Origin of the sequence: Streptomyces sp. DT190, from assembly GCF_049846985.1 — a bacterium.
GTDB lineage: Bacteria > Actinomycetota > Actinomycetes > Streptomycetales > Streptomycetaceae > Streptomyces.
This window is the reverse complement of the sequence record NZ_JBNCNM010000013.1, coordinates 22,356-48,863: the sequence shown is the minus strand read 5'-3', so window position 1 is coordinate 48,863 and position 26,508 is coordinate 22,356. Positions and strand designations below refer to the sequence as shown.

Annotated in this window: 21 protein-coding genes and 2 pseudogenes; 13 read left to right on the top strand and 10 right to left on the bottom strand. The window is 71.7% G+C overall.

Annotation, left to right across the window (positions count from 1 at the left end):
* Positions 1-19: 19 nt before the first annotated feature.
* Complete coding sequence (locus ACPXCS_RS22675; protein WP_425948824.1) at positions 20-1,330, bottom strand: sialidase family protein; 1,311 nt, start codon at positions 1,328-1,330, stop codon at positions 20-22.
* A gap of 342 nt (positions 1,331-1,672) precedes the next feature.
* On the opposite strand from ACPXCS_RS22675, the gene ACPXCS_RS22670 reads away from it, so the two are divergent.
* The 3 genes from ACPXCS_RS22670 (at position 1,673) to ACPXCS_RS22660 (ending at position 5,038) form a co-directional block, all read left to right on the top strand.
* Positions 1,673-3,511, top strand: a complete 1,839-nt coding sequence (locus ACPXCS_RS22670; protein ID WP_425948826.1) for a hypothetical protein — start codon at positions 1,673-1,675, stop codon at positions 3,509-3,511.
* Between the two features lie 28 nt (positions 3,512-3,539).
* Positions 3,540-3,962 carry a hypothetical protein gene (locus ACPXCS_RS22665; protein ID WP_425948828.1) on the top strand — a complete coding sequence of 141 codons (423 nt, stop codon included), beginning with the start codon at positions 3,540-3,542 and terminating at the stop codon, positions 3,960-3,962.
* Between the two features lie 134 nt (positions 3,963-4,096).
* Entirely contained in the window at positions 4,097-5,038 is a 942-nt protein-coding gene (locus ACPXCS_RS22660) for an SDR family oxidoreductase (RefSeq protein WP_425948829.1), read from the top strand.
* Between the two features lie 51 nt (positions 5,039-5,089).
* Here ACPXCS_RS22660 and ACPXCS_RS22655 read toward each other — a convergent pair.
* The 3 genes and pseudogenes from ACPXCS_RS22655 to ACPXCS_RS22645 form a co-directional block, all read right to left on the bottom strand.
* Positions 5,090-5,373 (bottom strand): annotated as a pseudogene (locus ACPXCS_RS22655) (SAM-dependent methyltransferase); the annotation flags it as partial.
* Positions 5,374-5,569: 196 nt separating this feature from the next.
* A complete protein-coding gene (locus ACPXCS_RS22650) occupies positions 5,570-6,448 on the bottom strand; it encodes a class I SAM-dependent methyltransferase (protein ID WP_425948831.1) in 879 nt (292 codons plus the stop codon).
* A 182-nt stretch (positions 6,449-6,630) separates the two neighbouring features.
* Complete coding sequence (locus ACPXCS_RS22645; protein WP_425948833.1) at positions 6,631-7,224, bottom strand: helix-turn-helix domain-containing protein; 594 nt, start codon at positions 7,222-7,224, stop codon at positions 6,631-6,633.
* A 157-nt stretch (positions 7,225-7,381) separates the two neighbouring features.
* Between ACPXCS_RS22645 and ACPXCS_RS22640 the strand changes: the two genes are divergently transcribed.
* Both ACPXCS_RS22640 and ACPXCS_RS22635 read left to right on the top strand, forming a co-directional pair.
* On the top strand, positions 7,382-9,025 hold the full coding sequence (locus ACPXCS_RS22640; RefSeq protein ID WP_425948835.1) for an MFS transporter: 1,644 nt from the start codon (positions 7,382-7,384) through the stop codon (positions 9,023-9,025).
* A gap of 140 nt (positions 9,026-9,165) precedes the next feature.
* Complete coding sequence (locus ACPXCS_RS22635; RefSeq protein ID WP_425948901.1) at positions 9,166-9,813, top strand: glycosyltransferase; 648 nt, start codon at positions 9,166-9,168, stop codon at positions 9,811-9,813.
* 22 nt (positions 9,814-9,835) lie between these two features.
* On the opposite strand, the gene ACPXCS_RS22630 is transcribed toward ACPXCS_RS22635, so the two are convergent.
* From ACPXCS_RS22630 to ACPXCS_RS22620, 3 genes are all read right to left on the bottom strand, one after another.
* Positions 9,836-10,315, bottom strand: a complete 480-nt coding sequence (locus ACPXCS_RS22630; protein WP_425948905.1) for a hypothetical protein — start codon at positions 10,313-10,315, stop codon at positions 9,836-9,838.
* Positions 10,261-10,482, bottom strand: coding sequence for a helix-turn-helix domain-containing protein (locus ACPXCS_RS22625; RefSeq protein ID WP_425948837.1), 222 nt, complete (start codon positions 10,480-10,482; stop codon positions 10,261-10,263). Before ACPXCS_RS22625 ends, ACPXCS_RS22630 begins: the two co-directional genes overlap by 55 nt.
* 194 nt (positions 10,483-10,676) lie before the next feature.
* On the bottom strand, positions 10,677-11,180 hold the full coding sequence (locus ACPXCS_RS22620; protein WP_425948839.1) for a hypothetical protein: 504 nt from the start codon (positions 11,178-11,180) through the stop codon (positions 10,677-10,679).
* 233 nt (positions 11,181-11,413) lie between these two features.
* Between ACPXCS_RS22620 and ACPXCS_RS22615 the strand changes: the two genes are divergently transcribed.
* The 5 genes from ACPXCS_RS22615 (at position 11,414) to ACPXCS_RS22595 (ending at position 17,071) form a co-directional block, all read left to right on the top strand.
* On the top strand, positions 11,414-11,692 hold the full coding sequence (locus tag ACPXCS_RS22615) for a hypothetical protein (RefSeq protein WP_425948841.1): 279 nt from the start codon (positions 11,414-11,416) through the stop codon (positions 11,690-11,692).
* 447 nt (positions 11,693-12,139) lie between these two features.
* Entirely contained in the window at positions 12,140-13,774 is a 1,635-nt protein-coding gene (gene abc-f / locus ACPXCS_RS22610; protein ID WP_425948843.1) for a ribosomal protection-like ABC-F family protein, read from the top strand.
* Positions 13,775-13,853: 79 nt separating this feature from the next.
* Positions 13,854-15,530: an ABC-F family ATP-binding cassette domain-containing protein gene (locus ACPXCS_RS22605; RefSeq protein WP_425948845.1), complete on the top strand. Its 1,677-nt coding sequence runs from the start codon at positions 13,854-13,856 to the stop codon at positions 15,528-15,530.
* A gap of 215 nt (positions 15,531-15,745) precedes the next feature.
* Positions 15,746-16,309, top strand: coding sequence for a CGNR zinc finger domain-containing protein (locus ACPXCS_RS22600; RefSeq protein ID WP_425948847.1), 564 nt, complete (start codon positions 15,746-15,748; stop codon positions 16,307-16,309).
* Between the two features lie 222 nt (positions 16,310-16,531).
* Positions 16,532-17,071, top strand: coding sequence for a hypothetical protein (locus ACPXCS_RS22595; RefSeq protein WP_425948848.1), 540 nt, complete (start codon positions 16,532-16,534; stop codon positions 17,069-17,071).
* A 194-nt stretch (positions 17,072-17,265) separates the two neighbouring features.
* On the opposite strand, the gene ACPXCS_RS22590 is transcribed toward ACPXCS_RS22595, so the two are convergent.
* The 3 genes and pseudogenes from ACPXCS_RS22590 to ACPXCS_RS22580 all read right to left on the bottom strand — a co-directional run bounded on the left by ACPXCS_RS22590 (position 17,266) and on the right by ACPXCS_RS22580 (position 18,633).
* Complete coding sequence (locus tag ACPXCS_RS22590; protein ID WP_425948850.1) at positions 17,266-17,463, bottom strand: hypothetical protein; 198 nt, start codon at positions 17,461-17,463, stop codon at positions 17,266-17,268.
* 151 nt (positions 17,464-17,614) lie between these two features.
* Positions 17,615-18,562: pseudogene (locus ACPXCS_RS22585) on the bottom strand (aldehyde dehydrogenase family protein); the annotation flags it as partial.
* On the bottom strand, positions 18,499-18,633 hold the full coding sequence (locus ACPXCS_RS22580) for a hypothetical protein (RefSeq protein ID WP_425948907.1): 135 nt from the start codon (positions 18,631-18,633) through the stop codon (positions 18,499-18,501). The pseudogene ACPXCS_RS22585 and the gene ACPXCS_RS22580, both read right to left, overlap by 64 nt.
* A gap of 530 nt (positions 18,634-19,163) precedes the next feature.
* Between ACPXCS_RS22580 and ACPXCS_RS22575 the strand changes: the two genes are divergently transcribed.
* From ACPXCS_RS22575 to ACPXCS_RS22565, 3 genes are all read left to right on the top strand, one after another.
* A complete protein-coding gene (locus ACPXCS_RS22575) occupies positions 19,164-21,563 on the top strand; it encodes a ricin-type beta-trefoil lectin domain protein (protein ID WP_425948852.1) in 2,400 nt (799 codons plus the stop codon).
* Positions 21,564-21,820: 257 nt separating this feature from the next.
* On the top strand, positions 21,821-24,628 hold the full coding sequence (locus ACPXCS_RS22570; protein ID WP_425948854.1) for a lectin: 2,808 nt from the start codon (positions 21,821-21,823) through the stop codon (positions 24,626-24,628).
* A 16-nt stretch (positions 24,629-24,644) separates the two neighbouring features.
* On the top strand, positions 24,645-26,399 hold the full coding sequence (locus ACPXCS_RS22565) for a ThuA domain-containing protein (RefSeq protein ID WP_425948856.1): 1,755 nt from the start codon (positions 24,645-24,647) through the stop codon (positions 26,397-26,399).
* The last annotated feature ends 109 nt before the right edge of the window (positions 26,400-26,508 follow it).

Here is a 26,508-nt window from a genome sequence, read left to right as displayed (position 1 = left end):
GGCCAGGGGCCCTTCCCTGCTACGGCAGGGCACCCGTCGCGTAGTACGCCCGGCACACCGAGCCCTCGAAGTCGGTGGCGATCTGGAGCACCCGCCTGCCGTCCGCCGACGGCAGCAGCGGAGAGCTGTAGTTCTGGCAGTAGTTCACCTCGGGGTTCGGCACGGTCACCGGCGAGGTGATCGCGGTCCAGGGTCCGCTGCCGTTGCGGGTGTTGGTCAGGATCGTGCGTCCGCTGCCCGCGGCGACCGTGCCGTCCCGGTTGAGCAGCCGCTGCCCGATCAGCAGGATCCGCCCGTCGCCCCCGCCGCCCGGGGTGGGCGCCCACGCGAGGGTGGGGGTGGCGCGGAAGTACCTGCCGTCGGCCGTCTCGGGGCGGATGCCGAGGTCGGCCGGGTTGCCCCAGTTCCAGCCGTCTGCGGAGGTCCGGTAGTGCACGACGCACTGGTACTGGCCGCCGGGATTGCAGATCTCGTAGCTCATGAAGTACGTGCCGTCGGGCAGCCGTCGCACCACCGGCATCCCGGGCCGGTCGGGCGCCCAGGTGCCGGCCACGGTGTCGTGGTGGCCCTGCCAGCGCACCCCGTCGTAGCTGCGCGCCGCGACGAGTTTCTGGCTGTGCGCGGCGTCGGTCTCGTCGGAGTAGTGGCAGACCAGGGCGCCGTCGGCGGCCACGGAGAACTCCGGTTCCCACAGCCCGCCCGTGCCGCTCGCGACGGCGCAGGACGACAGGTAGGACCAGGTGCGGCCCACGTCGTCGCTCCGCCAGATCCGCAGCGCCATACGGCGGTCCGGTTCGTCCTGACCGGCGGACGAGGCCCACAGCAGGGTCCCGGCCCGCAGGGTGCCCACCTGGCGGGGCAGTTCGAACAGGGTGGTGCAGCACAGGCCCTGGCCCGCCGTGGACTCGGGGTCGGCGACCCGGCCGACCTCGCGGAAGGTCGCCCCGGAGTCGGTGCTCTCGTGGATGGCTCCGATGCCGTTGTCGCCGTCGAACGTGACGACGCTCGCGAGGACGCGGCCGTTGGCGGCACCGTTGTGTGCGAGCCGGACGACCCGCGGATACAGGCCCGTTCCGTCGCGCAGCGGCGTTCCGGTCGCCGCGGGAGCGAGCGCGGAACCGGCCGCGGGAGCGAGCGCCGAGGGTGCCTGGGGAGCGGGTGCGGAGGGCGCCGCGCCAACGGTTGCCGACGTGGGCTCCGGAGCCGCGGCGCCGGTGGTCAGGGGGGACGTGGCGGCGGGGGTGGCCGGCAGCACGGTCAGTACGCCGGTCAGCGCGAGCGCCAGGAATCGATGCCGCCGGAGGGCATGCCGAAGTCGCGGAATCACCATGTGTGTCCTTCCGGGTGGGGAGATGCGCGTCAGGCTAGAGCGGAATGTACATCGATGTAAACGGGTGCGGCACAAGGCGTTGCCACGACCAACTCCGTGGCCCGGAAGCGCCCTTGACGCCTGGGGCTGTCACCCCTGAGGGAGGGAGCCCGCCCCGGATCGGACAGCGAGGGGCGTCCGGTGACAGGTGTCCGCACGTCCGGGCACGGGGCGCGTGTTCACACCGCGCGCGCCCCCGCGCGCCTGTGCGCAACGGGAAGGACGAGGCCGTCACGCGAAGACGGTTTCGCGCCACCCGGCCACTGCTAGCTTCACACCAACGCACGGCATCCGGGGGGCATCATGGCCGAAGGCGAGCACCACGACACGGCTTACGGCAGGTCCGGGGATCCGGCACTGGACGCGGCGGAACACCTCGCCGCCGCGATCGGGACACCGGCCTGGACGGACGCCCGGGACCGCATGCTCGAACTGTTACCGGGCGAGGATCCGCTGGTGGGTGAGCGGATCGAGGCATGGGCGGCGGAGGCGGCCCGTCTCGAGGGCGAGGACCTCACCCGCTACCTGACGGGCTCACTGCCGAAGTGGCTGCAGCGGATCGACTCGGCCATCTCCCGCGAGCCCGGCCTCGCCGAAGAGGCCCGACGGTTCACCGACTCGGTACGAGCGCTCCTGCCCGAGCCGGACGGCGGCACACCCCAGATCGCCACGGCCACCGGGCACGGCACCGTGAACGCCGTCCAGAACGGCAACCTGTACTACCAGGTCGTGCTCGGCCTGGCCCCGCGGCCCAGGAAGATCAGCCGGGGCAAGGCGGCCGGCTTCACACTCGCCGCCGGCGCGGCATCCGCCGGTGGCGGCCTGTACGCGGCGGACCGGCTCACCACCGGCGCCGTGGACCGGGCCGGCACCGGACAGCTGCCGCAGGCACCGCTCGCCGACCCGGTCCAGGCGTCCACCACGGCCGCACAGACCACCGGTGCGGCGCCGGGCGCCACGGCGGGAGCCAAGGGAGCGAGCGTCTTCGCCGAGGCCGCAGCCGCACTCACCAAGACCGTGACCATCGGGGGTGCGGGAGCGGCAGGTGTCGGTGTGCCCGCCGTGCTGATCGTCGGCACCGTCCTGGTCGTCGTGATCACCACCGTGACCGTCTTCGTCCCCCTCGTCCTGGACCGGGCCTCGTGCGGCACCGCAGCGGAAGGCCGCTCGGCCGCAGCGGTTCTGGCGGAGGCGGCCCGGCGCGTGGAGCTGACGAGCTTCCGCTACGACGTCACCCGGGGCCGCCACCATGTGACGGGAGCGGCGGACCCGCAGGCACGCACGGCCTGGTTCCGGCAGGGTCTGACGGACGGCGCGGTCACCGACGGCACGATCGACGGGGGCGAGGTGGCGCTGGCCGCCGGCGCGCGCACCCCGCCCGGCGCGGATCCCCGGTGGGTGCGGGCCGACGGTGCCTTCGTCGACGCCATCGACCCCGCCGCTCCGGCCCGGGAGCTGCGGTCGGTGGCCGGAGCGCGGCGTGACGGCTGCGCCTTCAGCGGGACCCTGGCGCCCGTCGCCCGGCCCGCCGCGGCACGGTCGGACACCGGATCCGCCGCGCCGGCCGCGGCGCGCACGGACACCCGTTCCGTCGCGCCGACCACGGCGCGGTCGGACGCCGGACCCGTCGCGCCGGCCGCTGCCACCTCCGCACCACCGTCCGCCGTCACAGGCGTCGCGTTCACAGCCCGCATCGACGAACAGGGCCGACTCGTGCGCCTGAGCATCGAAGCGTCGGCCGGCCGGCTGCCCGTCACCGCCCGCTACGGGGAGTTCGGGCTGCGGGTCACTCCGTCCGCCCCGCAGTCCGGCGGCGCATCGACACCGGCCGAGCGCGCATCGCTGACCGGCGACTGGGCGGGCAGCTGGTCCACCGGACTCGGCTCAGGCAGCTTCACCGCGACGTTGGCCCAGGACGGTGAGCGCCTGACCGGGGACCTGACCGTCGACGGAGTGCCCTGCTCGCTCGACGGGTCCCTCGACGGCACGCTCGCGGGCGACCGCATCACCTTCGGTTCGGTGAACAGCGAACGGAAGATCTCGTTCACCGGAGACGTCGAGGGCGACACCATGCGCGGCACCTTCGAGACCGACTGCCACGGCACCTCCGGCTCCTGGACCGCACGGCGCTCCGGCACGTGAGAGAACCCCTGAGAGAAAGGCGGTCCCCATGACCCCTGACTGGCTGACGATGCTCGCGACGACCGGCTCGGCGGCCCTGGTCAACGCCGCCTCGACCGATGCCTGGCAGAGCGCCCGTACCCGCTTCAGCCGGCTTTTCGGCCGGGGCGACGCCGGCCGCACCGAAACGGCGGCCCGGCGTCTGGACGCCCTGCGGGGCGTCGCCCAGGAGCCCGACAACGATGCCGGGCTGGCCGAAGCCCGTCACACCTGGCGCCTGCGCCTGCAGGACCTGCTGGAGGAACACCCCGAGGTCGCGGACGAGCTGCGGACCGCGATCGCCGAACTCCCCCCGCCCCGGTCCGCGCCCGCCGTCTCCTACCGTCAGGACAACCGGGCCTTCGGGCACGGGACGGTGAACGCCAGCCAGGGCAACCTCTCGATCCACCAGACGCATCCGAACCCCGGCTGAGCCCGGCCGGTCGGCCTCCGCGCCCGGGCGCCGAATGGGCTAAGAGCCTCGAACGCATCTGTTCGGCCGGGTATGTCGGAAAGGAGGTGCAGGGCGTTGTCGGCCGGACGGCGCTGCGACGGGAACGAGGACGTATGAGTGAGATCCCCGGGTCGGGACGGCCCCGCAGGGCGGGCGGCTCGCCGCTGGCGGGGCGGGTCGCGGTCGTGACCGGTGCCGCCCGCGGCGTGGGCGCGGCCCTCGCCCGGCGGCTGTCGGACGACGGCATGCTGGTCGCCCTGATAGGGCGTGAGGAGGCCACCCTCCGCCAGGCGGCCGACGCCCTGCCCGGGCCGACCCTCTGTGTCGAGACCGACGTCACCGACCGGGACGCGCTCGATCACGCCGCCCGCGAGATCGGCGAGAGGCTGGGACGGGCGAGCGTCGTCGTCGCCAACGCCGGGATCGCCACGGGCGGGCCCTTCGTCCACACACCGGCCGACCTGTGGCAGCGGGTCATCGACGTCAACCTCACCGGGTCCGCCAACACCGCCCGCGCCTTCCTGCCCCACCTCATGGAGACCCGCGGCTACTTCCTGCAGATCGCCTCGACCGCGGCGTTCGGATCGTCGCCGTTGATGAGCGCCTACTGCGCCTCCAAGGCCGGGGTGGAGTCGTTCGCCCTGGCCCTGCGCGGCGAGGTGGAACCGGACGGGGTCGGCGTCGGCATCGCCTACCTGCACTGGACCGGCACCGACATGATCACCGGCATCGACGACCACCCCGTGTTGCAGGCCCTGCGCCGCAACCAGCCCCGTTTCGCCCGGAAGGTGCACAGCACGTCCGAGGTCTCCGAGTGGCTGACCTCCGGCATCACGCGGCGGGCCCGCCACATCTACGCGCCCCCGTGGTTGCGCTGGTGCCAGCCGTTGCGGCCCGCCTTCCCCGCTCTGGTCGCCCGCCTCGCCCGCCAGGAACTGCGCCGGCAGCCCCCGAGCCGGCTCGCCGTGCGGACCGGGGTGCTGGGCGCGGGCGGCCGGGCCGACCTCGACGCCTACCTGGCGGCCATGCACCGCACCCCGCCCGAGCGCCCCTGACCGGCGGGGATGCCGACGCTCCTGGGCCGGCGCCCCCGCGCGGGGCAGGTTTCACACCCGGTCGGCCGCGATCAGGACGTACTGGAAGGAGCCGTCCCGGTACGACTCGATGAACGCCTTCTCGATCCCGGTGACCAGCGAGGACGTGGCCCGGAGCTCCCAGTAGGGCGGGTGTCCGGCGTGAAGTCGACGACGGTCTGCGGCACCAGCCGGTTGTCGGCCATGGCACGCAGGTACTCGCGACGGGAGTGGATGTTGCACTCGAAGTGGGCGTTGATCTGGGACACCCATTTCGACGGCTGGCCGTAGCGCGGGTTCCAGCAGCCGGTGATGGTCGCTTCCACCGGGGAGACGAGGTGCTTACCTCGAAACAGTGACAGTGGGTTGGACCCGGTTTAAGCGTCCTTGGAGTGACACAACGCCATCTCCGACGTCTTGCGAGGGTCGGCACAGGGGTCGGCAGCCGGGCCGGGATGCCCGGAAGCGCGCCGGTGCGTGCCGCCGAGGAGGCACGCGTCCCCGGCGCCGGTGTCAGGTGCGGCGGGCCGCCCAGACCGTGCGCTCGGTGCGCAGGGTCAGGTCGTCGCGGTGCAGGATGCAGTGCGGGTGGTCCGTGTCCAGGAGCCGGTCCAGCGCCGCGAGGTCGTCGGAGGGCAGCGTCTCGGCGACGGCACTGCGCATGCGCTGCAGACCGCTGAGGGCGTAGCGGCGGACGGCCGTGTCGGCGGAACCCGCGATGTTCACGGTGATGGTGCGGTGGTCTTCCACGGTGAACCCGGCGCCGGTGAGCATCGGGGCCCAGTCGGCGCCCCGGTGGGGCATGTGCTCGGCCTGCATGCGGTCGGTCACGGCGTGGAGGCGATCTTCCAGGCCGGGCCGGTCCTCGGGGGCGCCCGGGGGCAGGAAGCGGGGGAAGCCGGACAGTTCCACGACGGCGAACAGGCCACCGGGGGCGAGCAGGTCGTGGACGGTGCGCAGGACCTGGTCGGGCCGGGCCATGTGGTGCATCGAGGCCGACGCCCACACGAGGTCCGGTGAGCCGAGGTCGGGCCACCCGTCGGCGTCGAGGTCGGCCTGCACGGTGCGGACCCGCTCCTGCACGCCCCGGGCGCACGCGGTGGCGCGCAGGCGCCGGAGGTGCTCGGCCGAGCTGTCGACGGCGGTGACGTGTGCTTCGGGGAAGCGGTCCAGGAGGGCGAAAGTCCCCGCTCCGGTGCCGCAGCCGAGGTCCACGATCCGGCGAGGGCCGGTGGTGAGCGGGAGCCATGCGGTGATGGAGGCCGTGTGCTCGGCGAGGACCTCGGCGTCCAGGTCGAGCAGGTCGGCCTGGCCGCCGGTACCGGTTCCGTGCTGCTGGTCGTGTCCGTGCGGGGCGTGCCGGTGCGGGGTGTGGGAGTGGGTGTAGGTCATGTCTTCACCTTACGAGGGCCATGCGTCTGCGGCACGACCTCTCCCGATCTACGCAAGACGATGGCCCCGGCTGCTGCCCGAGGCGCAAGAGTGACCGTTCCCGGTCAGGTGCTCGCGAGTGCCGTTCCCCGGTCGAGCGCTCGCGGGTGCCGATCCCTGTCGGACGTCCGCGAGTGGCGCTGTCAGGCGGGTGTCTGCTCCGGGGCACCGTCAGGGTCCTCGTTCTGGTGGCCGCGGCGGGCGTCGCGGTCGAAGATGCCCAGGATCTCGCAGGGTCCACCCGCGGCGCCGATGGCGTGCGGCATCATCGTCGGGAACTCGGCCGCCTGGTTGGTCTCGATGCGGAAGCTGCGGTGGCCGAGCATGAGGACCGCGGTGCCGGACAGCACGACGAGCCACTCACGTCCCGGATGGGCCCGCATCCGCGCGGGGTTCTCGGGTGGCGGGTCGGTCAGGCGCTGGCGCACCACACTCATGCCGGGGTCGCCCTTCACGGGCCAGCGCATGCGTCCGTGAGCGGCGTCGATCATCGGGCTGATGACGACATCGTCCGTGGCCGTCTCGACGAGTTGGTCGAGTGTGGTGTCCAAGGCGCGGGCGAGGGTGACGAGCTGATCCAGCGCGAGGCGGCGCCGGCCGTTCTCGATGCGACTGAGTGAGGACTGGCTCAGGTTCGCCCGGCCGGCCAGTTCCTCCAGCGACCAGCCCTGCGCCACCCGCAGAGCGCGGATGCGTTTGCGTACGAGGCTGTCCAGCTCCTCGGCTTCTTGCGTCATGGGCAAGAGTGTATGCCCGGCCCGCAACACGGGCTTAGCGTCGTGGCCGGGCCCGGAAGCCCCGGGATTCCGCACGCAGGCCCACCCCACTTTCTCGGCGACCGGCACCGCCACCGGTACGCCGCCGACCCCGCATGCCCTTTTCGGAGAGGACACGATGACCAAGCACCACCAGTCCGACGCAGCGGCGGCCGATCCGCCTCAGAGCGACCGCACCTCGGATACGCCGAACGGACTGAATCCGCCGAAACCGCTGGATGCGCGTCAGCTGCGCACGATCCTGACCGCCGTCTCGCTCGCGCTGATGGCCGTCATCGCGTCGGTGTCCGGGCTGAGCGTGGCCCAGACCCACATGGCCGTCGAGTTCGGCGCCTCGCAGGGCACCGTTCTGTGGATCATCAACGTCTACACCCTGACCCTGGCCGCGCTGCTGCTGCCGCTGGGCGCGATCGGTGACCGGCTGGGCCGCAAGCCGATGCTGATCGCCGGACTCGGCGTCTTCGGCGGCGCCAACGTTCTGGCCGGCCTGGCACCGACGACGGAGATCATGCTCGCCACACGTGTGGCGAGCGGTGTCGGGGCGGCCGTGATCATGCCGATCACGCTGGCCGTCATCACCTCCACCTTCCCCGAGGAGCGACGCGGCAAGGCGATCGGGGTGTGGACGGGTGTCGCCGGAGGCGGCGGCATCCTGGGCATGTTCCTCTCGGCCCTCCTCGTCGATGCCGCCGACTGGCGCTGGCTGTTCGCCCTGCCGGTGGCCCTCGTGATCGCGGCCCTGGCCATGACGCTGAAGTCGGTTCCCGACTCCCGGGAGGAGCCGTCCCACCGCTTCGACACCGGCGGCGCACTGGTCTCCGCGATCGCCGTGGCCGGCCTCATCTTCGTCCTCCAGGAAGGCCCCGAACGCGGGTGGACCGCCCCCGCCACGGTGGTGAGCCTCGCCGTCGGCCTCCTCGCCTCCGCCGCGTTCGTCGTCCGGCAGTTGCACCGGCGCGACGCCGCTCTGCTGGACGTGCGACTGTTCCGTGCCGGCGGCCTGGCCGGAGGATCGATCACGCTGCTCGTCGTCTTCGGGGTGCAGGCGGGTGTCGCCGTGGTCCTCTTCCCCTTCTTCCAGGCCGTCCTGGGCTGGTCCGGGCTGCTGTCCACGGTCGCGATGATGCCCATGGCCGTCATGATGATGGCGGCCTCCGGCCTCGCGCCGACGCTCGCCGCGCGCACCGGCACGCGGGCGGCCATGGCCACCGGCATCGCTCTGGCCACCCTCGGCCTGGCGCTCATGGCCCTGTTCGTCTCCGTCGAGGGCGGATACCTGTCCCTCCTGCCCGGTCTGCTCGCCATCGGCCTCGGCATGGGCCTGTCGATGACTCCCAGCACCGAGGCCATCACCGCTTCCCTGCCGCGGCGGAAGCAGGGCGTCGCCTCCGCGCTCAACGACGTCACCCGCGAGTTCGGCACCGCGCTCGGGGTCGCCCTGCTCGGCGCGCTCGTGTCCGCCGGCTACCGCGACGCCGTCGGCGAACGACTCGGCGCCGTCCCCCGGGACGCCGCGGACACCGCACGCGAGGGCATCGCCAACGCCGTCGAGGTGGCACCGAGCACCGGACCGCACGCACCGAACGTGCTGCACGCAGCGCGGCAGGCCTTCGTCGACGGCTGGCAGCAGTCGATGTGGGCAGGCGTCGCCGTCATGGGTGTGCTCTTCGCCTACGTCGTACTGCGCGGGCCCGGGAACATCACTCCAGCGGCGGACGAAACCGAACGCGATGAGGTCGCACCCGGCACCCTTCCCGGATGAGCTCCGCACCCCGGCCGGTCGACGGCGATGCGACCGGCCGGGAGGCGACATCGGACATGCCGTCAGGCCGGGACCACGCGGTAGCCGAGCATCGGCCGGGGAAGGTCGGCCGGGGGGCAGGGAGCCGCTGCGTGAGGACGATGCAGCCCACCTGGTATCTGGACCCGTGCCCCGAGGCACTCCAGGGCCCGGACCGGCAGGCGCCGCAGGGCCGTCTGCCGCTGCGCCCCGAGGCCCACCGCGGCCCTCACACCCCCGACACCGCAGCCACGGCGCCCGGCGGCAACGGCTCCCGGCCCAAGGTGCTGCTCTCCTTCGGCACGCACTTCGCCGCACCCGACGTGCTGCGTCCGGTGATCGACGCGCTCGCCGCCAAGGCCGACCTGGTGGTGACCCTCGGTCTGACCGCCACGGCCGCCGACTACGGTGACGGGCTCGACCATGTCGAGTTCGTCGGGTTCACCCCGCTCGCCGAACTGCTCGACGGCGTCGACCTGGTGGTCACCCACGGCGGGGCGGGCACCACGCTGGGCACCCTCTCACGCGGTCTGCCCATGATGGTCGTACCGCAGGGCGCCGACCAGTTCCTCCAGGCGGGCGCCGTCGCGGGCTCGCGCACCGGCATCGCCGTCCTGCCGCCCGCCACGCCGGAGGCGGTCGCGGAGGCGGTGACGCAGGTCCTCGACACCGCGGAGTACCGGGACAACGCGCGCCAAGCCGCCGAGCAGATCGCGGCGATGCCCTCGCCACGTGAGGTGGCCGACGAGTTGGTCCGCCTGCTCACGTGACCAACTGACGCCTGCCTGCTGGTCAGTTGGCCCCAGGCTTGGCCACGAGCGCGGCAGTCACCTGCCCGGCGAGCCAGCGTTCGGTCTCGTCCCAGGACCAGCCGTGCTCCGCGACGAACACCCGCCAGGACGGCAGCCCGAGCAGGAACCACAGCATGTCCGTGGCGCGCTCCCGGTTCAGGCCGGGGCGGAGCGCGCCCAGCACCGCCAGCCGTTCCACGAGCACACCCAGCGCGCGGCGGTACACGGTGACCACGTGCTGGAGTTCCTCCTCGACGCTCCGCGCCACGGCCGCAGCCGCGAGCATGACCTGGACGATGTCCAGATGACATTCGTTGTCCAGGAGCACTCCGTGAGCCATGACCGCGACCGCCGCACTCGCGTCGGTCGCGCCGCGGACGGCGTCCAGCGTCCGTTCGACCACCGGTTCGTCCACCCCTCGGTCGATCAGGGCTCTGAGGATGGCCGACTTGCCGCCGGTACTCGCGTAGACGGTGGGCACCGGGCCCCGGCCTCGCGGGCGATGTCGCCGATGGTGACCTCCGCGTACCCGTGTCGGACGAAGAGCCGGAGGGCGGTGTCGAGAATCGCGGCCCGGGTGGCGGCAGCGGCTTCCGCCCTCCTGTCGTTCCGGTACGGTCGCCGCGCACCGCCGGTCCGTGCGCTCATGCTTTCCGCTCCTGACCTCGGCGGACGCGTTCACTGCTGTCCATCCGTCCATGAGGCCCTGCGTCCCGCGCGACCACCTCGACCGGTGACGAAACCCATGGTGGTCGGCCCGGCGCCGGCTTGTGCCCCGGTACGCGGCCTCGGCGCCACCCTGACACCACACACGTGGGCCGATGCGTGTGGTGGTCAGGGTGTCAGACGGCTTCGGTGCGCACCCGACGGGGCTTCCGGCCGAGCAGCAGCGCCTGCAGCACGAACCACACCCCGCCACCCGTGGCATACCCGGCCAGCACGTCGAGCGACGGATGGGCGCCCACGGCCTGGATGTTGCACGTGATGCCGACCAGGAAGGACAGCCCGCCCGAGAGCAAGGTCGGCCACTGCCAGCCCAGTTCGGGACCGCGCCGCCGCAATCCGACGATCACCTGAGCGGTCCCCGATACGGCAGCCCAGACGCCGAACACATGGAGCACCGCCCCCGCGCCTCCCGCTCCGGCGATGCCGAGGGCGACGGCGACGGCGACGGCGACGGCGACGGCGACGGCGACGGCGACGGCGACGGCGACGGATGGGTAGGTCCTCTCGTTGCTCATGACCACCTGCGGCCACAGGCTGGCGATCTCGAACTCGTCCCAGTGGACGGCCGGGGCGGCGGCGAGGATGCCGTCGTAGTCGTCGGGGTGGCGCTGGGCCTCCATGTAGCCCTGCCGCGCCCTCACTGTTCAGGGCCCAGCCGGTGGCCAGGGCGTCGCCGACACCGGCGTCGGTGGAGACGGCGGCGTAGCCGTTCTTGACCGCCGTACCTAGCCGAAACCGTTGTCCCCGGCCAGGTAGGCGGCGCCGCCGAGCCCTTGGAAGCGGCCGTTCCAGCCGCTCTCGGGCAGCCAGGTGCGCACCGTGGCGTGGTCGTCGGCGGCCGGGGTGGGTGAGGGTGACCGTCACCTCGCAGAAGGCCGGGACCCCGGAGACGGAACCAGCCAGCACGCCGGTGCCGTTGATGGTGCCGCCCTCCCGGCGGACCGCGGTGACGGACTCCACCGCGCTGACCTCCGGGGCCTTCACGGAGGGCACCGAGCAGGTGAACGAGGTGGCGGCGGGGGTGTCCCGGGGTTCCGCCGAAGCGGTCGGCAGGTACACCACCGCGGCCAGCGGCACACCGGCCGCGAGGGCAGTCAGAAGGCGTCTCATGGGTTTCCCGTCGAGGAAGTAGGTGTGCCTCGGCCACAGCGACACATGTGTGCACGACACACACGGCGGGCCGAAGACCGCGCCGGACAGTATCACCGGTTAAAGCGGTGACGGAAGGGGAGAGGTCAGCGAGAGTCCGCCGCACCCCCTCGACCGAGTCGCGCTCGCCGCCGTCTCCTTCCGGCACGAGGGCCAGGGCTGTGAACCTCGGAGCGGATGCACACGTGTGGGCTTGCTGTGCGCCCACCGGCTCACCGTGCGGGTTAGACTGATTCGGCATCGCATGTCGATCGAGGAGTCACAGACGTGGTGGGTGAAGACGACATCTCCGGGTGAGATCCGGATCTGACGGCCACCGGCCGGCGCACAGGAGCGCTGCCGAGGTGGTCCGTTTCGTCGTACCCCTTTTCCCACGTCTGCCCAGGGCAGAGGTACACGCTCTGCCCTCAGTTCCTTCGAGGTCGCCTCCATGTCCGACGCCGCGATCGTCTGCTCCAACCTCTCCTTCGCCTGGCCCGACGACACCCCCGTCTTCCACGACCTGTCCTTCACCGTGGCCGGTGGCCGTACCGGCCTGGTCGCCCCCAACGGCTCCGGCAAGAGCACGCTGCTCAAGCTGATCGCCGGCGAACTCACGCCCGCCACCGGCGCGGTGTCCGTCACCGGCACCCTCGGCCACCTCCCTCAGACGCTCCCGCTGACCGGAGAGCTCACGGTCGCCGAGGTGCTCGGCGTCGCCGCCGTGATCCGTGCCCTGGACGCCGTGGAGTCCGGCGACGTCGGCGAGGAGCACTTCACGACCATCGGCGACGACTGGGACATCGAGGAGCGCACCCGCGCCCAGCTCGACCGCCTGGGCCTGGCCGGCCTCGCCCTGGACCGCAGGCTGAACACGCTCAGCGGCGGCCAGGTCGTCTCCCTCGGGCTGGCCGCCCAGTTGCTCAGGCGCCCCGACGTCCTCCTGCTCGACGAGCCGACCAACAACCTCGACGCGGGGGCCCGGCACAAGCTCTACGACGTGCTGTCCGACTTCGGCGGCTGCCTGCTGCTGGTCAGCCACGACCGCGCGCTCCTCGACCGCATGGACCGCATCGCCGAACTGGGCAGCGACGAACTGCGCCTGTACGGCGGCAACTTCACCGCCTACGAGGAGGCCGTCCGCGCCGAGCAGGAGGTCGCCGAGAAGAACGTCCGCAACGCCGAGCAGGAACTCAAGCGGGAGAAGCGGGAGATGCAGCAGGCCCGCGAACGCGCCGAACGCCGGATGAGCAACGCCTCCAAGAACCTCAAGAACGCGGGCCTGCCCAAGATCTTCGCCGGCAACATGAAGCGCGGCGCCCAGGAGGCCGCGGGCAGGTCGGGGACGATGCACGCCTCCCGGGTCAGCGAGGCCAGGGCCCGGCTCGACGAGGCCGGACGCGCCCTGCGTGACGAGCAGCGCCTCACCCTGGAACTGCCCGACACCCAGGTGCCCGCCGGACGCACCCTCTTCCTCGGCGAGGGCATGCAGGTCCGTCTCGGCGACCGGGAGGTGTTCGCCCCCGACGGGATCGACCTCACCGTCCGCGGCCCTGAGCGCATCGCGCTGACCGGGCCCAACGGAGCGGGCAAGACGACCTTGATGCGGCTGATCACCGGAGATCTCACCCCCGACGGCGGTGAGGTCAGGCGCAACGACGGCCGGATCGCATACCTCTCCCAGCGCCTGGACCTGCTGGACCTGGACCGCACGGTCGCGGAGAACTTCGCCGCGTTCGCCCCCGAGCGGCCCGAGGCCGAGCGGATGAACCTGCTCGCCCGCTTCCTCTTCCGGGGCCCTGGGGCACACCTGCCGGTCGGGGTGCTCTCCGGGGGCGAACGGCTGCGCGCCACCCTGGCCTGCGTACTGTGCGCCGAACCGGCCCCCCACCTGCTGCTGCTCGACGAGCCGACGAACAACCTCGACCTGGTCAGCGCAGGTCAGCTGGAGAGTGCGCTCAACTCCTACCAGGGCGCCTTCATGGTGGTCAGCCACGACGAGCGGTTCCTCGCCGAGATCGGCGTGAACCGCTGGCTGCGCCTGGCCGACGGACAGCTCAGGGAGACGGGAGCCCCCGCGGTGTGAATCGCCGGCGTGTGACGTGGCCCGCGTCCGAGGCACCGCGCCCGGCGGGCCGACCACCGATCACGTAGGACGGTTCCCCATGCCCCGGCCCCATCCGCAGCCCGCGCTGCTCGCCACCGACCTCGTCCGCACCCTGGGCGGACGCCGCGTCCTGGACGGCGTCTGCCTGACCGCCTCCCCCGGTCACCGCATCGGGCTCGTCGGGGAGAACGGCGTCGGCAAGTCCACCCTCCTGCGCCTCCTCGCGGGCGTCGACGAACCCGACGCGGGCAGCGTCACCCGCCCCGCGGACCTGGGCTTCCTCCAGCAGGAGACGCCCTACGACGCCGACTCCACCATCGCCGACGTGCTGGACGAGGCGCTGCGCGAGGCCCGCGAAGACCTCGCGGAACTCGACCGGCTCGGCGACGAACTCGCCCGCCTGCCCGAGACCGACCCCGGCCACCGGGCCGTCCTCGACGCCTACGCCAGGCGCCTGGAGCAGGCCCAGGACCGCGAGGCCTGGGACGCCGACCGCCGCGCCGCCCGCGTGCTGGACGGACTGGGCCTCGGTGCCTTCGGGCACGAGCGCGCCCTCGGTTCGCTCTCGGGCGGTGAACGCGGCCGGCTGGCCCTGGCCGCCCTGCTCGTCCGCCGTCCCTCGGCACTGCTGCTGGACGAGCCGACCAACCACCTCGACGACGGTGCCGCCGCCTTCCTGGAGGAGCAGATCCGCAACCTGCCCGGAACCGTGGTCGTCGCCAGCCACGCCCGGGCGTTCCTCGACGCCGTCTGCACCGACCTGATCGACCTCGACCCGGCGGTCGACGGCCCGGTCCGCTACGGCGGCAACTACAGCGCCTACCTGTCGCAGAAGCGCGCCGAGCGGGAACGCTGGGAGCGGCGGTACGCCGAGGAACAGCAGGAACTCGCCGAGCTGCGCCGGGCGGCGCGGGTGACCGCGCACCGGGTCGCACCGGACCGGGGCCCCACCGACAACGAGAAGATGGGTTACGGCCACCGGGCCGGCCGGGTGCAGAACCAGATCTCCCGCCGGGTCCGCAACGCCACCCGGCGGCTGGAGGACCTGGAGCGCGCCCAGGTCGCCGAACCGCCGCGCCCGCTGCGGTTCGCGGCCGCGGACCTGGCCGCGCACGGCGAGGAGGGCCCCACTCCCCTGGTCTCCCTGACCGACGTGCGGGTGCCGGGCCGGCTCACGCTGGACGAGCTGGACATCGCACCGACCGACCGGCTGCTGGTCACGGGCGGCAACGGCGCCGGCAAGTCGACGCTCCTCGCGGTACTCGCCGGGCGCCTCCCCGCCGAGGGCGAGGTGCGGCGGCGACGCCGGCTGACGGTGGGCCTGCTGACCCAGGACACCGTGTTCGAGCGACCCGACCGTCCGGTGCGTGAGGTGTACGAGCAGGCGCTGGGCGCCCTGCGCGCGGAGAAGGTGCCGCTGGGCTCGCTCGGCCTGATGGCCGAGGGCGACCTGGACAAGCCGGTCGGCCACCTGTCCGTGGGGCAGCGCCGGCGGCTCGCCCTGGCCCTCCTGGTCGCCCGCCCGCCCCAGCTCCTGCTCCTCGACGAGCCCACGAACCACCTCTCCCCCCGCCTGTGCGACGAGTTGGAGGCCGCTTTGGGCCCGGGCCCCGGCGCGATCGTGGTCGCCAGTCACGACCGCTGGCTGCGTCGCCGCTGGCAGGGCCGCGAACTGCGTCTGACAGGACGATCCGGTCCACGGGAGGAGGCGGTGCGGAGCCGCTTGGCACCCTGATCGAGCCGTCGCCGGTTACGGGACCAGGGGCTTCCTCCCCGGTCCCGTCGTAACCGGCCGCCCTGGGCTGCGAGCTCCCGGCCCGCCCACGCCCGGCGCCCTGACCAGCACCGTCGCCCCCGCGCCGTACGCTCCCGGCCGCACCGGCCCGGCGGGAACCGGCAGGGAGGTGACGTTCCTTGCCTTCGACACGAGTCACCCGTCAAGATGGTGATGTGAATCTTGACCATGTCTTCGTCTGCGGGCACCCGGCTCTCGACTTCGCGGCCACGCTCCGAGCCCGGCGCTCGACCCGGTTCGAGATGTTCGCGACGCCGGAGCGGCTCACCGCCTGGTACGTGGAGTCCGGGCTGGTGGACACGATCACCCCTGGCGGCGAGGACGACGTCCGGGAGGCCACGACCGTGCGCGAGGCCATCTACCGGCTGGTCACCGACCGCCGCCTCGGCGAGGAGTTCGACGCCGGGGCGCTCGCCGTGGTGAACGACGCCGCGCGCAGGCCGCCCGTGACGCCGCAGCTCACCGCGACCGGACGCCACACCGAGGCGACGCCCGGCCAGGCGCTGGCGACGGTCGCCCGGCAGGCGGTGGAACTGCTGAGCGGCCCGGACGTGCCGCTGATGAAGGAGTGCGGCAACCCCGAGTGCACCCGGGTCTACATCGACCGCTCCCGGGGCATGCGTCGCCAGTGGTGCGGCATGGAGTCCTGCGGCAACAAGATCAAGGCGGCCGCGTACCGCGCCCGCAAGAAGTCCGCGCCCGCGGCGGCCGCCCGCTGACGTCACGCACACCTTCGGTGGGAAGCCACGGAGAGACACGTGTGAGGGCGTCGGCACACGCGCGTCGCCGTGCCGTCCGCGATGTCCCCGCGGCAGGGCGAAAACCACACATCGTGGAGTGGGCACTGCGGTAGGACCACCCGGCGTAGACACCTGTCCGCACGGGACCCTCAGGTGTGGGTACCATGCGCAACGTCATTCATATCGAGGGAGTGAACGGTTGTGACCAGCAAGCCGGCCGCCACGCTCCGGTCGCGGTACGTAGCGCAAGCCGCATCGGACCTGGCGGAGAACCGCCGACGACAGCAGGAGCTGGTGGAGAGGATCGCCGTCCTGAAGCAGGAGGAGGCCCTCCTCTCGGACATCCTCGACCTCGCCGAGCGGTACGAGGGTTCCGACGACCCTTCCCGGCTGCCCGAGCAGTCGCAGGACGAGCCGAAGGTCACGAAGGCGAAGCGGGCACCGGCGGGAGCCGCCGCACGCCGCCCCGCGCCCGCGAAGGCAGGGGCGAAGGGGAGGCCGCGCCGGCCACCGCTGCTCGGTGACCTGCTGACCGAGCTGCTCGGCCAGTACGAGGAGCCGCGCCTGGCGAAGGATCTCCGGGAGGAACTCCTGGAGAAGCATCCCGACCGCAACCCCACCCCGCAGGTGGTGCGCAACACGCTGGAGTCCCTGGTCGCCAAGGGCCGTATCCGGCGCCACAAGCAGCAGCGTTCCGTCCTGTACACCCTGGTCGAGCGAAACGGGACGGCCACCGGCTGACGCTGCGGGACACCTGCGGCGGCGTTCCTCCGGACCACGCACACGTGTGCTACGCCCGTCCCATGTTGTCGAACGCCGCCTGCTCGACGTCCCGCCGCAACCGCACGGTTTCCAGGTGTGTGACCGCCTCACCCGTGCAGGCACCGGTCACTGACCGTGCGGGAGAATCGGGGGACCTCTCCCCCGCGTTGCGCCTACAGCCCCAGATCGAGGGCGAGGCACGAGTAGAACTTCCACGAACCCGCCGGGTCGTACGCTCCCTGCCTCGTACCGGACGGACCCCCTTCGACCGCCTCGCTCATGTCCTCGAAGCGGATGCGCTCGGGAAGCTTCCCGAACCGCGCCTGTCGCACTGCCGCTTCGGCGATTTCTCTGGTCAGCCCTTCGTTCATGAGCGTGCTCCGCTTCGTCGATCGTGGACGGCGTCCGGCCGGCGCCTTGGACGACCATCAGCGTGCATGCCGTCAGCGTCACCTGTCAAGGTGGTGACGAGCGTACTTGGTGCAGCCCTCCACGACGGTGCACGGGTGCGAGCGGTCCCGGTCAGACGGTGATGGTCTGGTACTCGGTGTAGGTGCCGAGGCCCACGGCGCCGTACTCGCGGCCGACACCGCTGGCCTTGAAGCCGCCGAACGGGCCGTCGAAGGCGATCGAGGCACCGTTGACCGTGACGGTGCCGGTGCGGATGCGGCGGGCGACGGCGAGGGCGTGCTCCTCGTCGCTGGACCACACGCCGCCGGACAGGCCGTACTCGGAGTCGTTGGCGATGCGGACGGCGTCGTCCTCGTCGTCGTAGGCGATGACGACCAGCACCGGGCCGAAGATCTCCTCCTGCGCGATCCGCATGGAGTTGTCGACGTCGGCGAAGACGGTGGGCGTGACGTAGTTGCCCTTCTCGAGGCCCTCGGGGATGTGCGGACCGCCGGTGACCAGGCGGGCGCCCTCCTCGATGCCGAGCCGGATGTAGTGACGTACCCGCTCCTGCTGGTCGGGGCGGATCATCGGGCCGATGAAGGTGTCGGGGTCCTCGGGATCTCCGACCTTGAGCGACTCCACCAGTTCCTTGAGCCCGGCCACGACCTCCTCGTAGCGGCTGCGCGGTGCGAGGATCCGGGTCTGCGCGATGCAGGACTCGCCGTTGTTGAGCAGGGAGCCGAACTTCACGCTCGCGACCGCCTTGTCGATGTGGGCGTCGGGCAGGATGATCGCGGCCGACTTGCCGCCCAGTTCCAGGCTGACCCGCTTGAGCTGCTCCCCGGCGATCGCGGCGATACGGCGGCCCGCCCGGGTCGAGCCGGTGAAGGCGATCTTGTCGACGTCCCTGTGCGACACCAGGTACTCGCTGGTCTCACGGTCCGCGGGCACGACACTGACCACGCCCTCGGGCAGGCCGACCTGTTCGAGCAGCTCGGCGAGGAAGCCCATGCTCAGCGAGCGGGAAGATCCAGCCGAACGAGCCGGGCAGCGGGCCCCATCAGCAGCCGCCACAGGGAGGTGAGGGAGCGCACCTCTCCGGGGAACCGGATGGCGGCTCCGATGATCGCGACAGGTTCGTCCTGCACCGCTCCGGGTTCCTCGACGCGAGGCTGGGTGTGCACAGGCAGTCCGTTCCTGGGAGTCGACCTGGAGACAGCCGGCTGCCCGCCTGCTCTCCGCCCCGCCGTCGATGGGTCGCGGGGCACCATTCATTCCGGCACGCAGACGTGCTGTGAGCCAAGGGTGAACCGGGTGGCGCTGGGGGCACCCTGGGCAGGAACGGACGCCTCAACGCATCGGGTTCAGCCACTCGGGCCACCTCTTAGACGATCATCGCCTTCGGCGCGGATCCTGAGGCGGGGCGGGCCTGTTGGCATCGCTTCGAGCCACCGCAGGCGGGCAGTCGACGTCCACTCCCGGCCTGTTTGTGCGCGTCCATGACAAAGTATGGACGGCTGTGGAAGAAGTCCCTACTGTGTGCGACGCGACCCGTGCGCCTCCAGGGCGCACCCCTCGCACACCTCCGTATCCCGGGACGACGGCGCGTCCCGGCAGCGGTGGATCTCCCGCTTACCGGACTGCGTTCCTCGATGCCGAGGGACCGTCAGGAGGTCACGTGTATCCACGGCTGTACCCCCGCCGGCCGGGCAGACGCCTCGCCGGGGCACTCATCGCTTCGTTACTGGCCGTCGGCCTGTCCTCGGCCCCGGCTCCCGCGGACACCTCGGACGGCGCCGCCGACCTCCCCCCGCAGGAACCGGGTGTCACCTTGCGCGTCTTCGACGTGCAGACTCCGCTCAGCGGAATCTGCACCCTGAAGCCGGGGCAGACGCCGAACATCGACAAGCTGATGCCGGTCATCGACTGGACCTCGGCCGGTGACTTCGGCCTGGAGAGCAACTTCGTCACCCAGGTCGTCGGCAACCTCAACGCCCCTCGGACCGGCGCCTACACCTTCCGCCTCACCAGCGACGACGGTTCCCGGCTGTACCTCGACGACAAACTGGTCATCGACCACGACGGCCTGCACGGCGCGGACCCGAAGGACGGCACGGTCGAGCTGACGGCCGGTCACCACACGTTGCGGATCGAGCACTTCGAGCGGGACGGCGGCCAGCAGATCACCCTGGCCTGGCAGCCGCCCGGCGCCGCCGGTTTCACCGTCGTGCCCAACTCGGCACTCAGCACGGACGCCGGTGTCGTCCGGGTGACGTCGCCGGGCCGCAAGGAGTGCGAGGGAGGCGCCGACTCGCCGGGGGACGGGCTGCCGCTGACCGGCGTGCACCCGAACTACACCCTCACCGACCTGCGCCCGAGCGGCTTCGAGCCGCAGGTCTCCGCCATGGACTGGCTGCCGGACGGCCGGCTGGCCGTGGCCACCTGGGGCGGCAGCAACACCACCACGGGCGAGGTGTACCTGCTGGGCAACGTCACGGGAAGCACCGGCCCGGACAAGGTGACGGTGAAGAAGGTGGCCTCGGGCCTCAAGGAGCCGATGGGCATCAAGCACGTCGACGGCAAGCTATACGTCTCGCAGAAGCACGAGCTGACGGAACTGAACGACACCGACGGCGACGACGTCACCGACCAGTACCGCAGGGTCGCGACCTGGCCGTTCGGCGGGAACTTCCACGAGTTCGCCTTCGGCCTGCTCCACAAGGAGGGGTTCTTCTACCTGAACCTGTCGGTCTCCATCAACTACGGGGGCGCCACGACCGATCCGCAGCCGGCACCGAACCGCGGCACCACCATCAAGGTGAACAAGAGCACCGGCGCGGTCTCCTACGTCGCCGGAGGGCTGCGCACCCCCAACGGCATCGGCTGGGGCCCGGAGGGCGACCTGTTCGTCACCGACAACCAGGGCGGCTGGCTGCCGTCCTCGAAGCTGCTGCACATCAAGCAGGACCGGTTCTTCAACCACTACACCAACCCGGACGGGCCGTTCGACACCCGGCCGGTGACCAAGCCGGTGCTGTGGCTGCCGCAGAACGAGATCGCCAACTCCCCCAGTACGCCGCTGCAGTTGACCGAAGGACCGTTCGCCGGTCAGATGCTCTTCGGTGACGTGACCTACGGTGGCGTCCAGCGCGCCCACCTGGAGAAGGTGGGCGGCGAGTACCAGGGGGCCGTCTTCCGGCTCACCCAGGGCCTGGAGGCGGGTGTCACGCGGATCAGCGTCGGTCCGGACGGCGCCCTGTACGCCGGCGGGCTGGGTGCGGGCGGCAACTGGGGCCAGGAGGGCAAGCTCAGCCACGGCTTGCAGAAGCTGACGCCCAACGGCGGCAACGCCTTCGACATCCGGGCCATGCGCGCCGTACCCGGCGGCTTCGCGCTGGAGTACACCAAGCCGCTGTCCACACAGACCGCGGCCGAGTTGACCGAGCGGTACCGGATCAAGCAGTGGCGGTACGTACCGACCGCCGAGTACGGCGGCCCCAAAGTCGACGAAGAGACTCTGGCCGTCCAGTCGGCGGCGCTCTCCGACGACCGCAGGACCGTCACGCTGTCCGTTCCGGGTCTCAAGGCCGACCGGGTGGTGCACGTCCGCTCACCCCGTCCCTTCAGCTCGTCGGACGGCGAGTCCCTGTGGAGCACCGAGGCCTGGTACACACTCAACAGGCTGCCCGGCACGGCGTCCGGGACGGGCGAGGTCAGGGGCGTCAACGACAAGTGCCTGGACGTGGCCGACTCGCAGACCGCCGACGGCACCCAGGTGCAGATCTGGACGTGCAACAGCACCGACGCGCAGAAGTGGACCGTGTCCGGCGGCACCGTGAAGGCCCTCGGCAAGTGCCTGGACGTCTCCGGCGGCGGCACCGCCGACGGCACCAGGATCCAGCTGTGGACCTGCAACGGTTCCGGTGCCCAGTCGTGGAGCCCGCAGCCCGACGGCACGATCCGCAACCCGCAGTCCGGCAAGTGCCTCGACGCCTCCGGCAGCACCTGGAACGACGGCACGCCCGTGCATCTGTGGACCTGCCACACCGGACCGAACCAGAAGTGGCTCCTGCCCTGACCGCGACCGGCCCGGTCTCCACTTTGTCCTGATCATGGAAAAAGTATCGAGATCCGATGCGAAAGGGGTTACGCCCGCGAAACAGGGCCGCTAACTTCCTTGCATCGAACCGGTCATGCACATGCAACCGGCTCGACGGCGCGACGGCGCGCGCCTGAGCTCCCACGGCGGACCCGACACCGGCCCGCCGTCCCCCACCCCACCGGGAGACTTCTGTGCGCACAAAAGTGGTCAGACCCAGACTCGTTCGTTCGCTTGTGACGGCGCTGGTGTGTGCCGTCGGCTGCCTGGTGCCCGGGACAGCCGCGGCCGCTCCGGCGGGCCCCGAGGCGGCTCCCCGTGCTGCCGCCGCCGAGTTCCAGCAGGTCACGCTCGCCAAGGGCGTGGCCGAGATGGGCGAGCCGATGACGCTCGCCATCCTGCCGGACCGTTCGGTGCTCCACACCTCCAGGGACGGCACCGTACGGCTCACCGACGCGGCCGGCACCACCAAGGTGGCCGGCAGACTCGACGTGTACAGCCACGACGAGGAGGGCCTGCAGGGCGTCGCCGTGGACCCGGGCTTCTCGTCCAACCGGTTCGTCTACCTGTACTACGCCCCGAAACTGAGCACTCCGGCCGGTGACGCCCCCTCCGACGGAACGGCAGCGGACTTCGCGCCCTTCGACGGCGTCAACCGGCTCTCCCGGTTCGTGCTGAGCAGCGCCGGGACCCTCGACCCGGCGAGCGAGAAGAAGATCCTCGACGTGCCCGCGTCACGGGGCATCTGCTGCCATGTCGGCGGGGACATCGACTTCGACGCGCAGGGCAACCTGTACCTGTCGACGGGCGACGACACCAACCCCTTCGCCTCCGACGGGTTCACGCCCATCGACGAGCGCGCCTCGCGCAACCCCGCCTACGACGCCCAGCGTTCGTCGGGCAACACCAACGACCTGCGGGGCAAGGTGCTGCGCATCAAGGTCGCCGCCGACGGGTCGTACACCGTGCCGTCGGGCAATCTCTTCCCGCCGGGCACGGCCAGGACGCGCCCCGAGATCTACGCGATGGGGTTCCGCAACCCCTTCAGGATGAGCGTCGACAAGGCGACCGGCGTCGTCCACCTCGGTGACTACGGGCCCGACTCCGGTACGGCCAGCGCCACCCGCGGCCCGGCCGGTCAGGTGGAGTTCAACCGCATCACGAAGGCGGGCAACTACGGCTGGCCGTACTGCACCGGCAAGAACGACGCCTATGTCGACTACGACTTCGCCGGTGGCTCCTCGGGAGGCAAGTTCGACTGCGCCGCTCCGAAGAACACCTCGCCGCGCAACACCGGCCTCACCGACCTGCCGCCCGCGCAGCCCGCCTGGATCCCCTACGACGGCGGCTCCGTACCGGAGTTCGGGGGCGGCTCCGAGTCGCCCATGGGCGGCCCCGTGTACCGCTACGACGCCGGCTCCACCTCCCAGGTGAAGTTCCCCCAGGAGTTCGACGGGGACTTCTTCGCCGGCGAGTTCGGCCGCCGCTGGATCAAACGCATCGAGGCCTCAGGCGACGGGACCGTGCAGTCCATCAACGCCTTTCCCTGGAGCGGCACCCAGGTGATGGACATGGCCTTCGGCCCGGACGGCGCCCTGTACGTCCTGGACTACGGCACCGGGTACTTCAACGGTGACGCGAACTCGGCGCTGTACCGCATCGAGCACGTCACGGACGGCCACGCCCCGGTGGCCCAGGCCAAGGCCGACGTGACGTCGGGCAAGGCTCCGCTGACGGTGTCCTTCTCCTCCGCCGGCAGCTCCGACGCCGACGGCGACGCCCTGAGCCACGCCTGGACCTTCGGCGACGGCGCCACCTCCACCGCGGCCAACCCCTCGCACACCTACACGGCCAACGGCCAGTACACGGCCACCCTGAAGGTGACGGACACGACCGGGAAGTCGGCCACGGCGTCCGTGCAGATCACCGTGGGCAACACCGCTCCGACGGTGAGACTCGACCTGCCCGCCGACGGAAGCATCTACGACTTCGGTGCCGCGATCCCGTTCAAGGTGACGGTCACCGACCCCGAGGACGGCGCGATCGACTGCTCCAAGGTCAAGGTGACGTTCATCGTCGGGCACGACAGCCACGGACATCCCCAGACGTCGGCCACCGGCTGCTCCGGCACCCTGCGGACGCTCGCGGACGGTGAACACGACCCCAACGCCAACATCTTCGGAGTCATCGACGCCGAGTACACCGACAAGGGCGCAGGCGGCCAGCCCGCGCTGACCACGCACGACCAGCACGTCACCCAGCCCAGCCACCGGCAGGCCGAGCACTACGGCGACTCCCTCGGCGTCCAGGTGGTCAGCCACACCCCGGCGCACGGCGGCAGGACGGTCGGCCACATCGAGAACGGCGACTGGATCTCCTTCAAGCCCTACGCCCTCGCCAACGCGACACGGTTCACCGCCCGGGTCTCCTCCGGCGGCACCGGCGGCACCATCGAGGTCCGGGCCGGCTCCCCGACCGGCACCCTGCTCGGCACGGTGACCGTGCCGGTGACCGGCGGCTGGGAGACCTTCCAGGACGTGAGCACCACCCTGAGCAACCAGCCCGCGGGGACCACCACCCTCCACCTGGTCTTCAAGGGCGGCAGCGGTTCGCTGTTCGACGTGGACGAGTACTCCTTCACCACCTCCGGTGCGGGCTCCGAGCGCTCCGGCGAGGTGAAGGGCGTCAACGCCAAGTGCCTGGACGTCGACAACGCCCAGAGTGCCGACGGCACCAAGGTCCAGCTGTGGACCTGCAACGGCAGCACCGCCCAGAAGTGGACGCTGCCCGGCGACGGCACCCTGCGCGCCCTCGGCAAGTGCCTGGACATCTCCGGCGGCGCCACCGCGGACGGCACCAGGATCCAGCTGTGGACCTGCAACGGCACCGAAGCCCAGCGGTGGGCGGCCCAGTCGGGCGGCGATCTGCGCAACCCGCAGTCCGGCAAGTGCCTGGACGCCTCCGGCGGCACCTGGAACGACGGCACCGCCGTCCACCTGTGGACCTGTCACGGCGGCCCCAACCAGCTCTGGACCCTTCCGTAGAAAGGAGGCGATCCCCATGCGCAATCGCATCAAGGCGTTCCTCGGCCTGCTCACCGGCGCGGCGCTGTGCCTGACGTCGCAGTCCGTCGCGCTGCCGGGCCCGGTGGACCGGCCCCAGGTCACCACGCGGGCGGAGGCGGCCGCCGACCCGGCCTACAAGATCCTGGTGTTCTCCAGGACGGCGGGCTTCCGCCACTCCTCCATCGACGACGGCATCTCGGCGCTCCGGGACCTCGGCGCGGCCAACAACTTCACCGTCGACGCCACCGAGGACGCCGGGGCCTTCACCACCGGCAACCTCGCCCAGTACAAGGCGGTCGCCTTCCTGTCGACCACGGGCGACGTGCTCAACGGCACCCAGCAGACGGCGTTCGAGCAGTACATCCAGGGCGGTGGCGGGTACGTCGGCATCCACGCCGCGGCCGACACGGAGTACGACTGGCCCTTCTACGAGGGACTGGCGGGCGCGCTCTTCCACTCCCACCCGGCCATCCAGTCCGCCACCGTCGAGGTCGAGGACCGTGCGCACGACGCCACCGCGCACCTGGGCGGCACCTGGCAGCGCACCGACGAGTGGTACAACTACCGCACCAACCCGCGGACCACGGCCCGTGTGCTGGCCGCACTCGACGAGTCGAGCTACTCCGGCGGCACCATGTCGGGCGACCATCCGATCGCCTGGTGCAAGGACTACCAGGGCGGCCGGGCCTTCTACACCGGCGGCGGCCACACCGACGAGTCGTACGGCGAACCCGCCTTCCGCCGCCATCTGCTCGGTGGTGTCCGCTGGGCAGCCGGAATGACGGAAGCCGACTGCCGTCCCGAGACCGGCTACACGTCCCTGTTCGACGGCTCGGGCACCGCGGGCTGGAAGCAGGCGGGGCCGGGCGGGTTCACCCTCGCCGACGGCACCCTCACCTCGCACGGCGGGCTGGGCATGCTGTGGCACTCGGCGAAGGAGTTCACCGGTGACTACTCGCTGAAACTCGACTGGCGCGCGGAAGGCGACGACAACTCCGGCGTCTTCATCGGCTTCCCCGCGTCGGACGACCCGTGGTCGGCGGTGGACAACGGCTACGAGATCCAGATCGACGCCACCGACGAGGCGGCACGCACCACCGGGGCGGTCTACGGCTTCAAGTCCGCCGACCTCCCCGCGCGTGACGCGGCCCTGAACCCGCCGGGCGAGTGGAACACCTACGAACTGCGGGTCACCGGGGAGCGGTTGGAGATCTTCCTCAACGGCCGCAAGATCAACGACTTCACCAACACCGATCCCGCGCGCAGCCTCAAGCAGGGCCACATCGGCCTGCAGAACCACGGAGACGGCGACTCGGTGTCGTTCCGCAACATCCGCATCAAGCAGGGCGGCGGCACCTCGCCCGGCCCGCGCTCGGGAGAGGTGAAGGGCGTCAACGGCAAGTGCCTGGACGTCGACAACGCCCAGACCGCCGACGGCACCAAGATCCAGCTGTGGACCTGCAACGGCAGCACCGCCCAGAAGTGGACGCTGCCCGGCGACAGCACGCTGAAGGCCCTCGGCAAGTGCCTGGACGTCTCCGGCGGCGCCACCGCGGACGGCACCAGGATCCAGCTGTGGACCTGCAACGGCACGGGCGCCCAGAAGTGGACCCCGCAGGCCGACGGCACGATCCGCAACCCGCAGTCCGGCAAGTGCCTCGACGCCTCCGGCGGCACCTGGAACGACGGCACCGCCGTCCACCTGTGGACCTGCCACACCGGCGCCAACCAGAAGTGGACTCTGCCCTGACGTCGGCGCCGGCACGCGCGGCATGACACGCCGCATCTGACGGTGAGGGCCGGGAGACACCCCCCGGCCCTCACCCGTGTCCGGGGCGCCCACCCGGCGGCCCGTGGGC

Bases quoted from the DNA above. Each gene is read 5' to 3' on its own strand.
- ACPXCS_RS22675 (WP_425948824.1), bottom strand. From the start codon at position 1,330: ATGGTGATTCCGCGACTTCGGCATGCCCTCCGGCGGCATCGATTCCTG.
- ACPXCS_RS22670 (WP_425948826.1), top strand. From the start codon at position 1,673: ATGGCCGAAGGCGAGCACCACGACACGGCTTACGGCAGGTCCGGGGAT.
- ACPXCS_RS22665 (WP_425948828.1), top strand. From the start codon at position 3,540: ATGACCCCTGACTGGCTGACGATGCTCGCGACGACCGGCTCGGCGGCC.
- ACPXCS_RS22660 (WP_425948829.1), top strand. From the start codon at position 4,097: ATGAGTGAGATCCCCGGGTCGGGACGGCCCCGCAGGGCGGGCGGCTCG.
- ACPXCS_RS22650 (WP_425948831.1), bottom strand. From the start codon at position 6,448: ATGACCTACACCCACTCCCACACCCCGCACCGGCACGCCCCGCACGGA.
- ACPXCS_RS22645 (WP_425948833.1), bottom strand. From the start codon at position 7,224: ATGACGCAAGAAGCCGAGGAGCTGGACAGCCTCGTACGCAAACGCATC.
- ACPXCS_RS22640 (WP_425948835.1), top strand. From the start codon at position 7,382: ATGACCAAGCACCACCAGTCCGACGCAGCGGCGGCCGATCCGCCTCAG.
- ACPXCS_RS22635 (WP_425948901.1), top strand. From the start codon at position 9,166: ATGCAGCCCACCTGGTATCTGGACCCGTGCCCCGAGGCACTCCAGGGC.
- ACPXCS_RS22625 (WP_425948837.1), bottom strand. From the start codon at position 10,482: ATGAGCGCACGGACCGGCGGTGCGCGGCGACCGTACCGGAACGACAGG.
- ACPXCS_RS22620 (WP_425948839.1), bottom strand. From the start codon at position 11,180: ATGGAGGCCCAGCGCCACCCCGACGACTACGACGGCATCCTCGCCGCC.
- abc-f (WP_425948843.1), top strand. From the start codon at position 12,140: ATGTCCGACGCCGCGATCGTCTGCTCCAACCTCTCCTTCGCCTGGCCC.
- ACPXCS_RS22605 (WP_425948845.1), top strand. From the start codon at position 13,854: ATGCCCCGGCCCCATCCGCAGCCCGCGCTGCTCGCCACCGACCTCGTC.
- ACPXCS_RS22590 (WP_425948850.1), bottom strand. From the start codon at position 17,463: ATGAACGAAGGGCTGACCAGAGAAATCGCCGAAGCGGCAGTGCGACAG.
- ACPXCS_RS22565 (WP_425948856.1), top strand. From the start codon at position 24,645: ATGCGCAATCGCATCAAGGCGTTCCTCGGCCTGCTCACCGGCGCGGCG.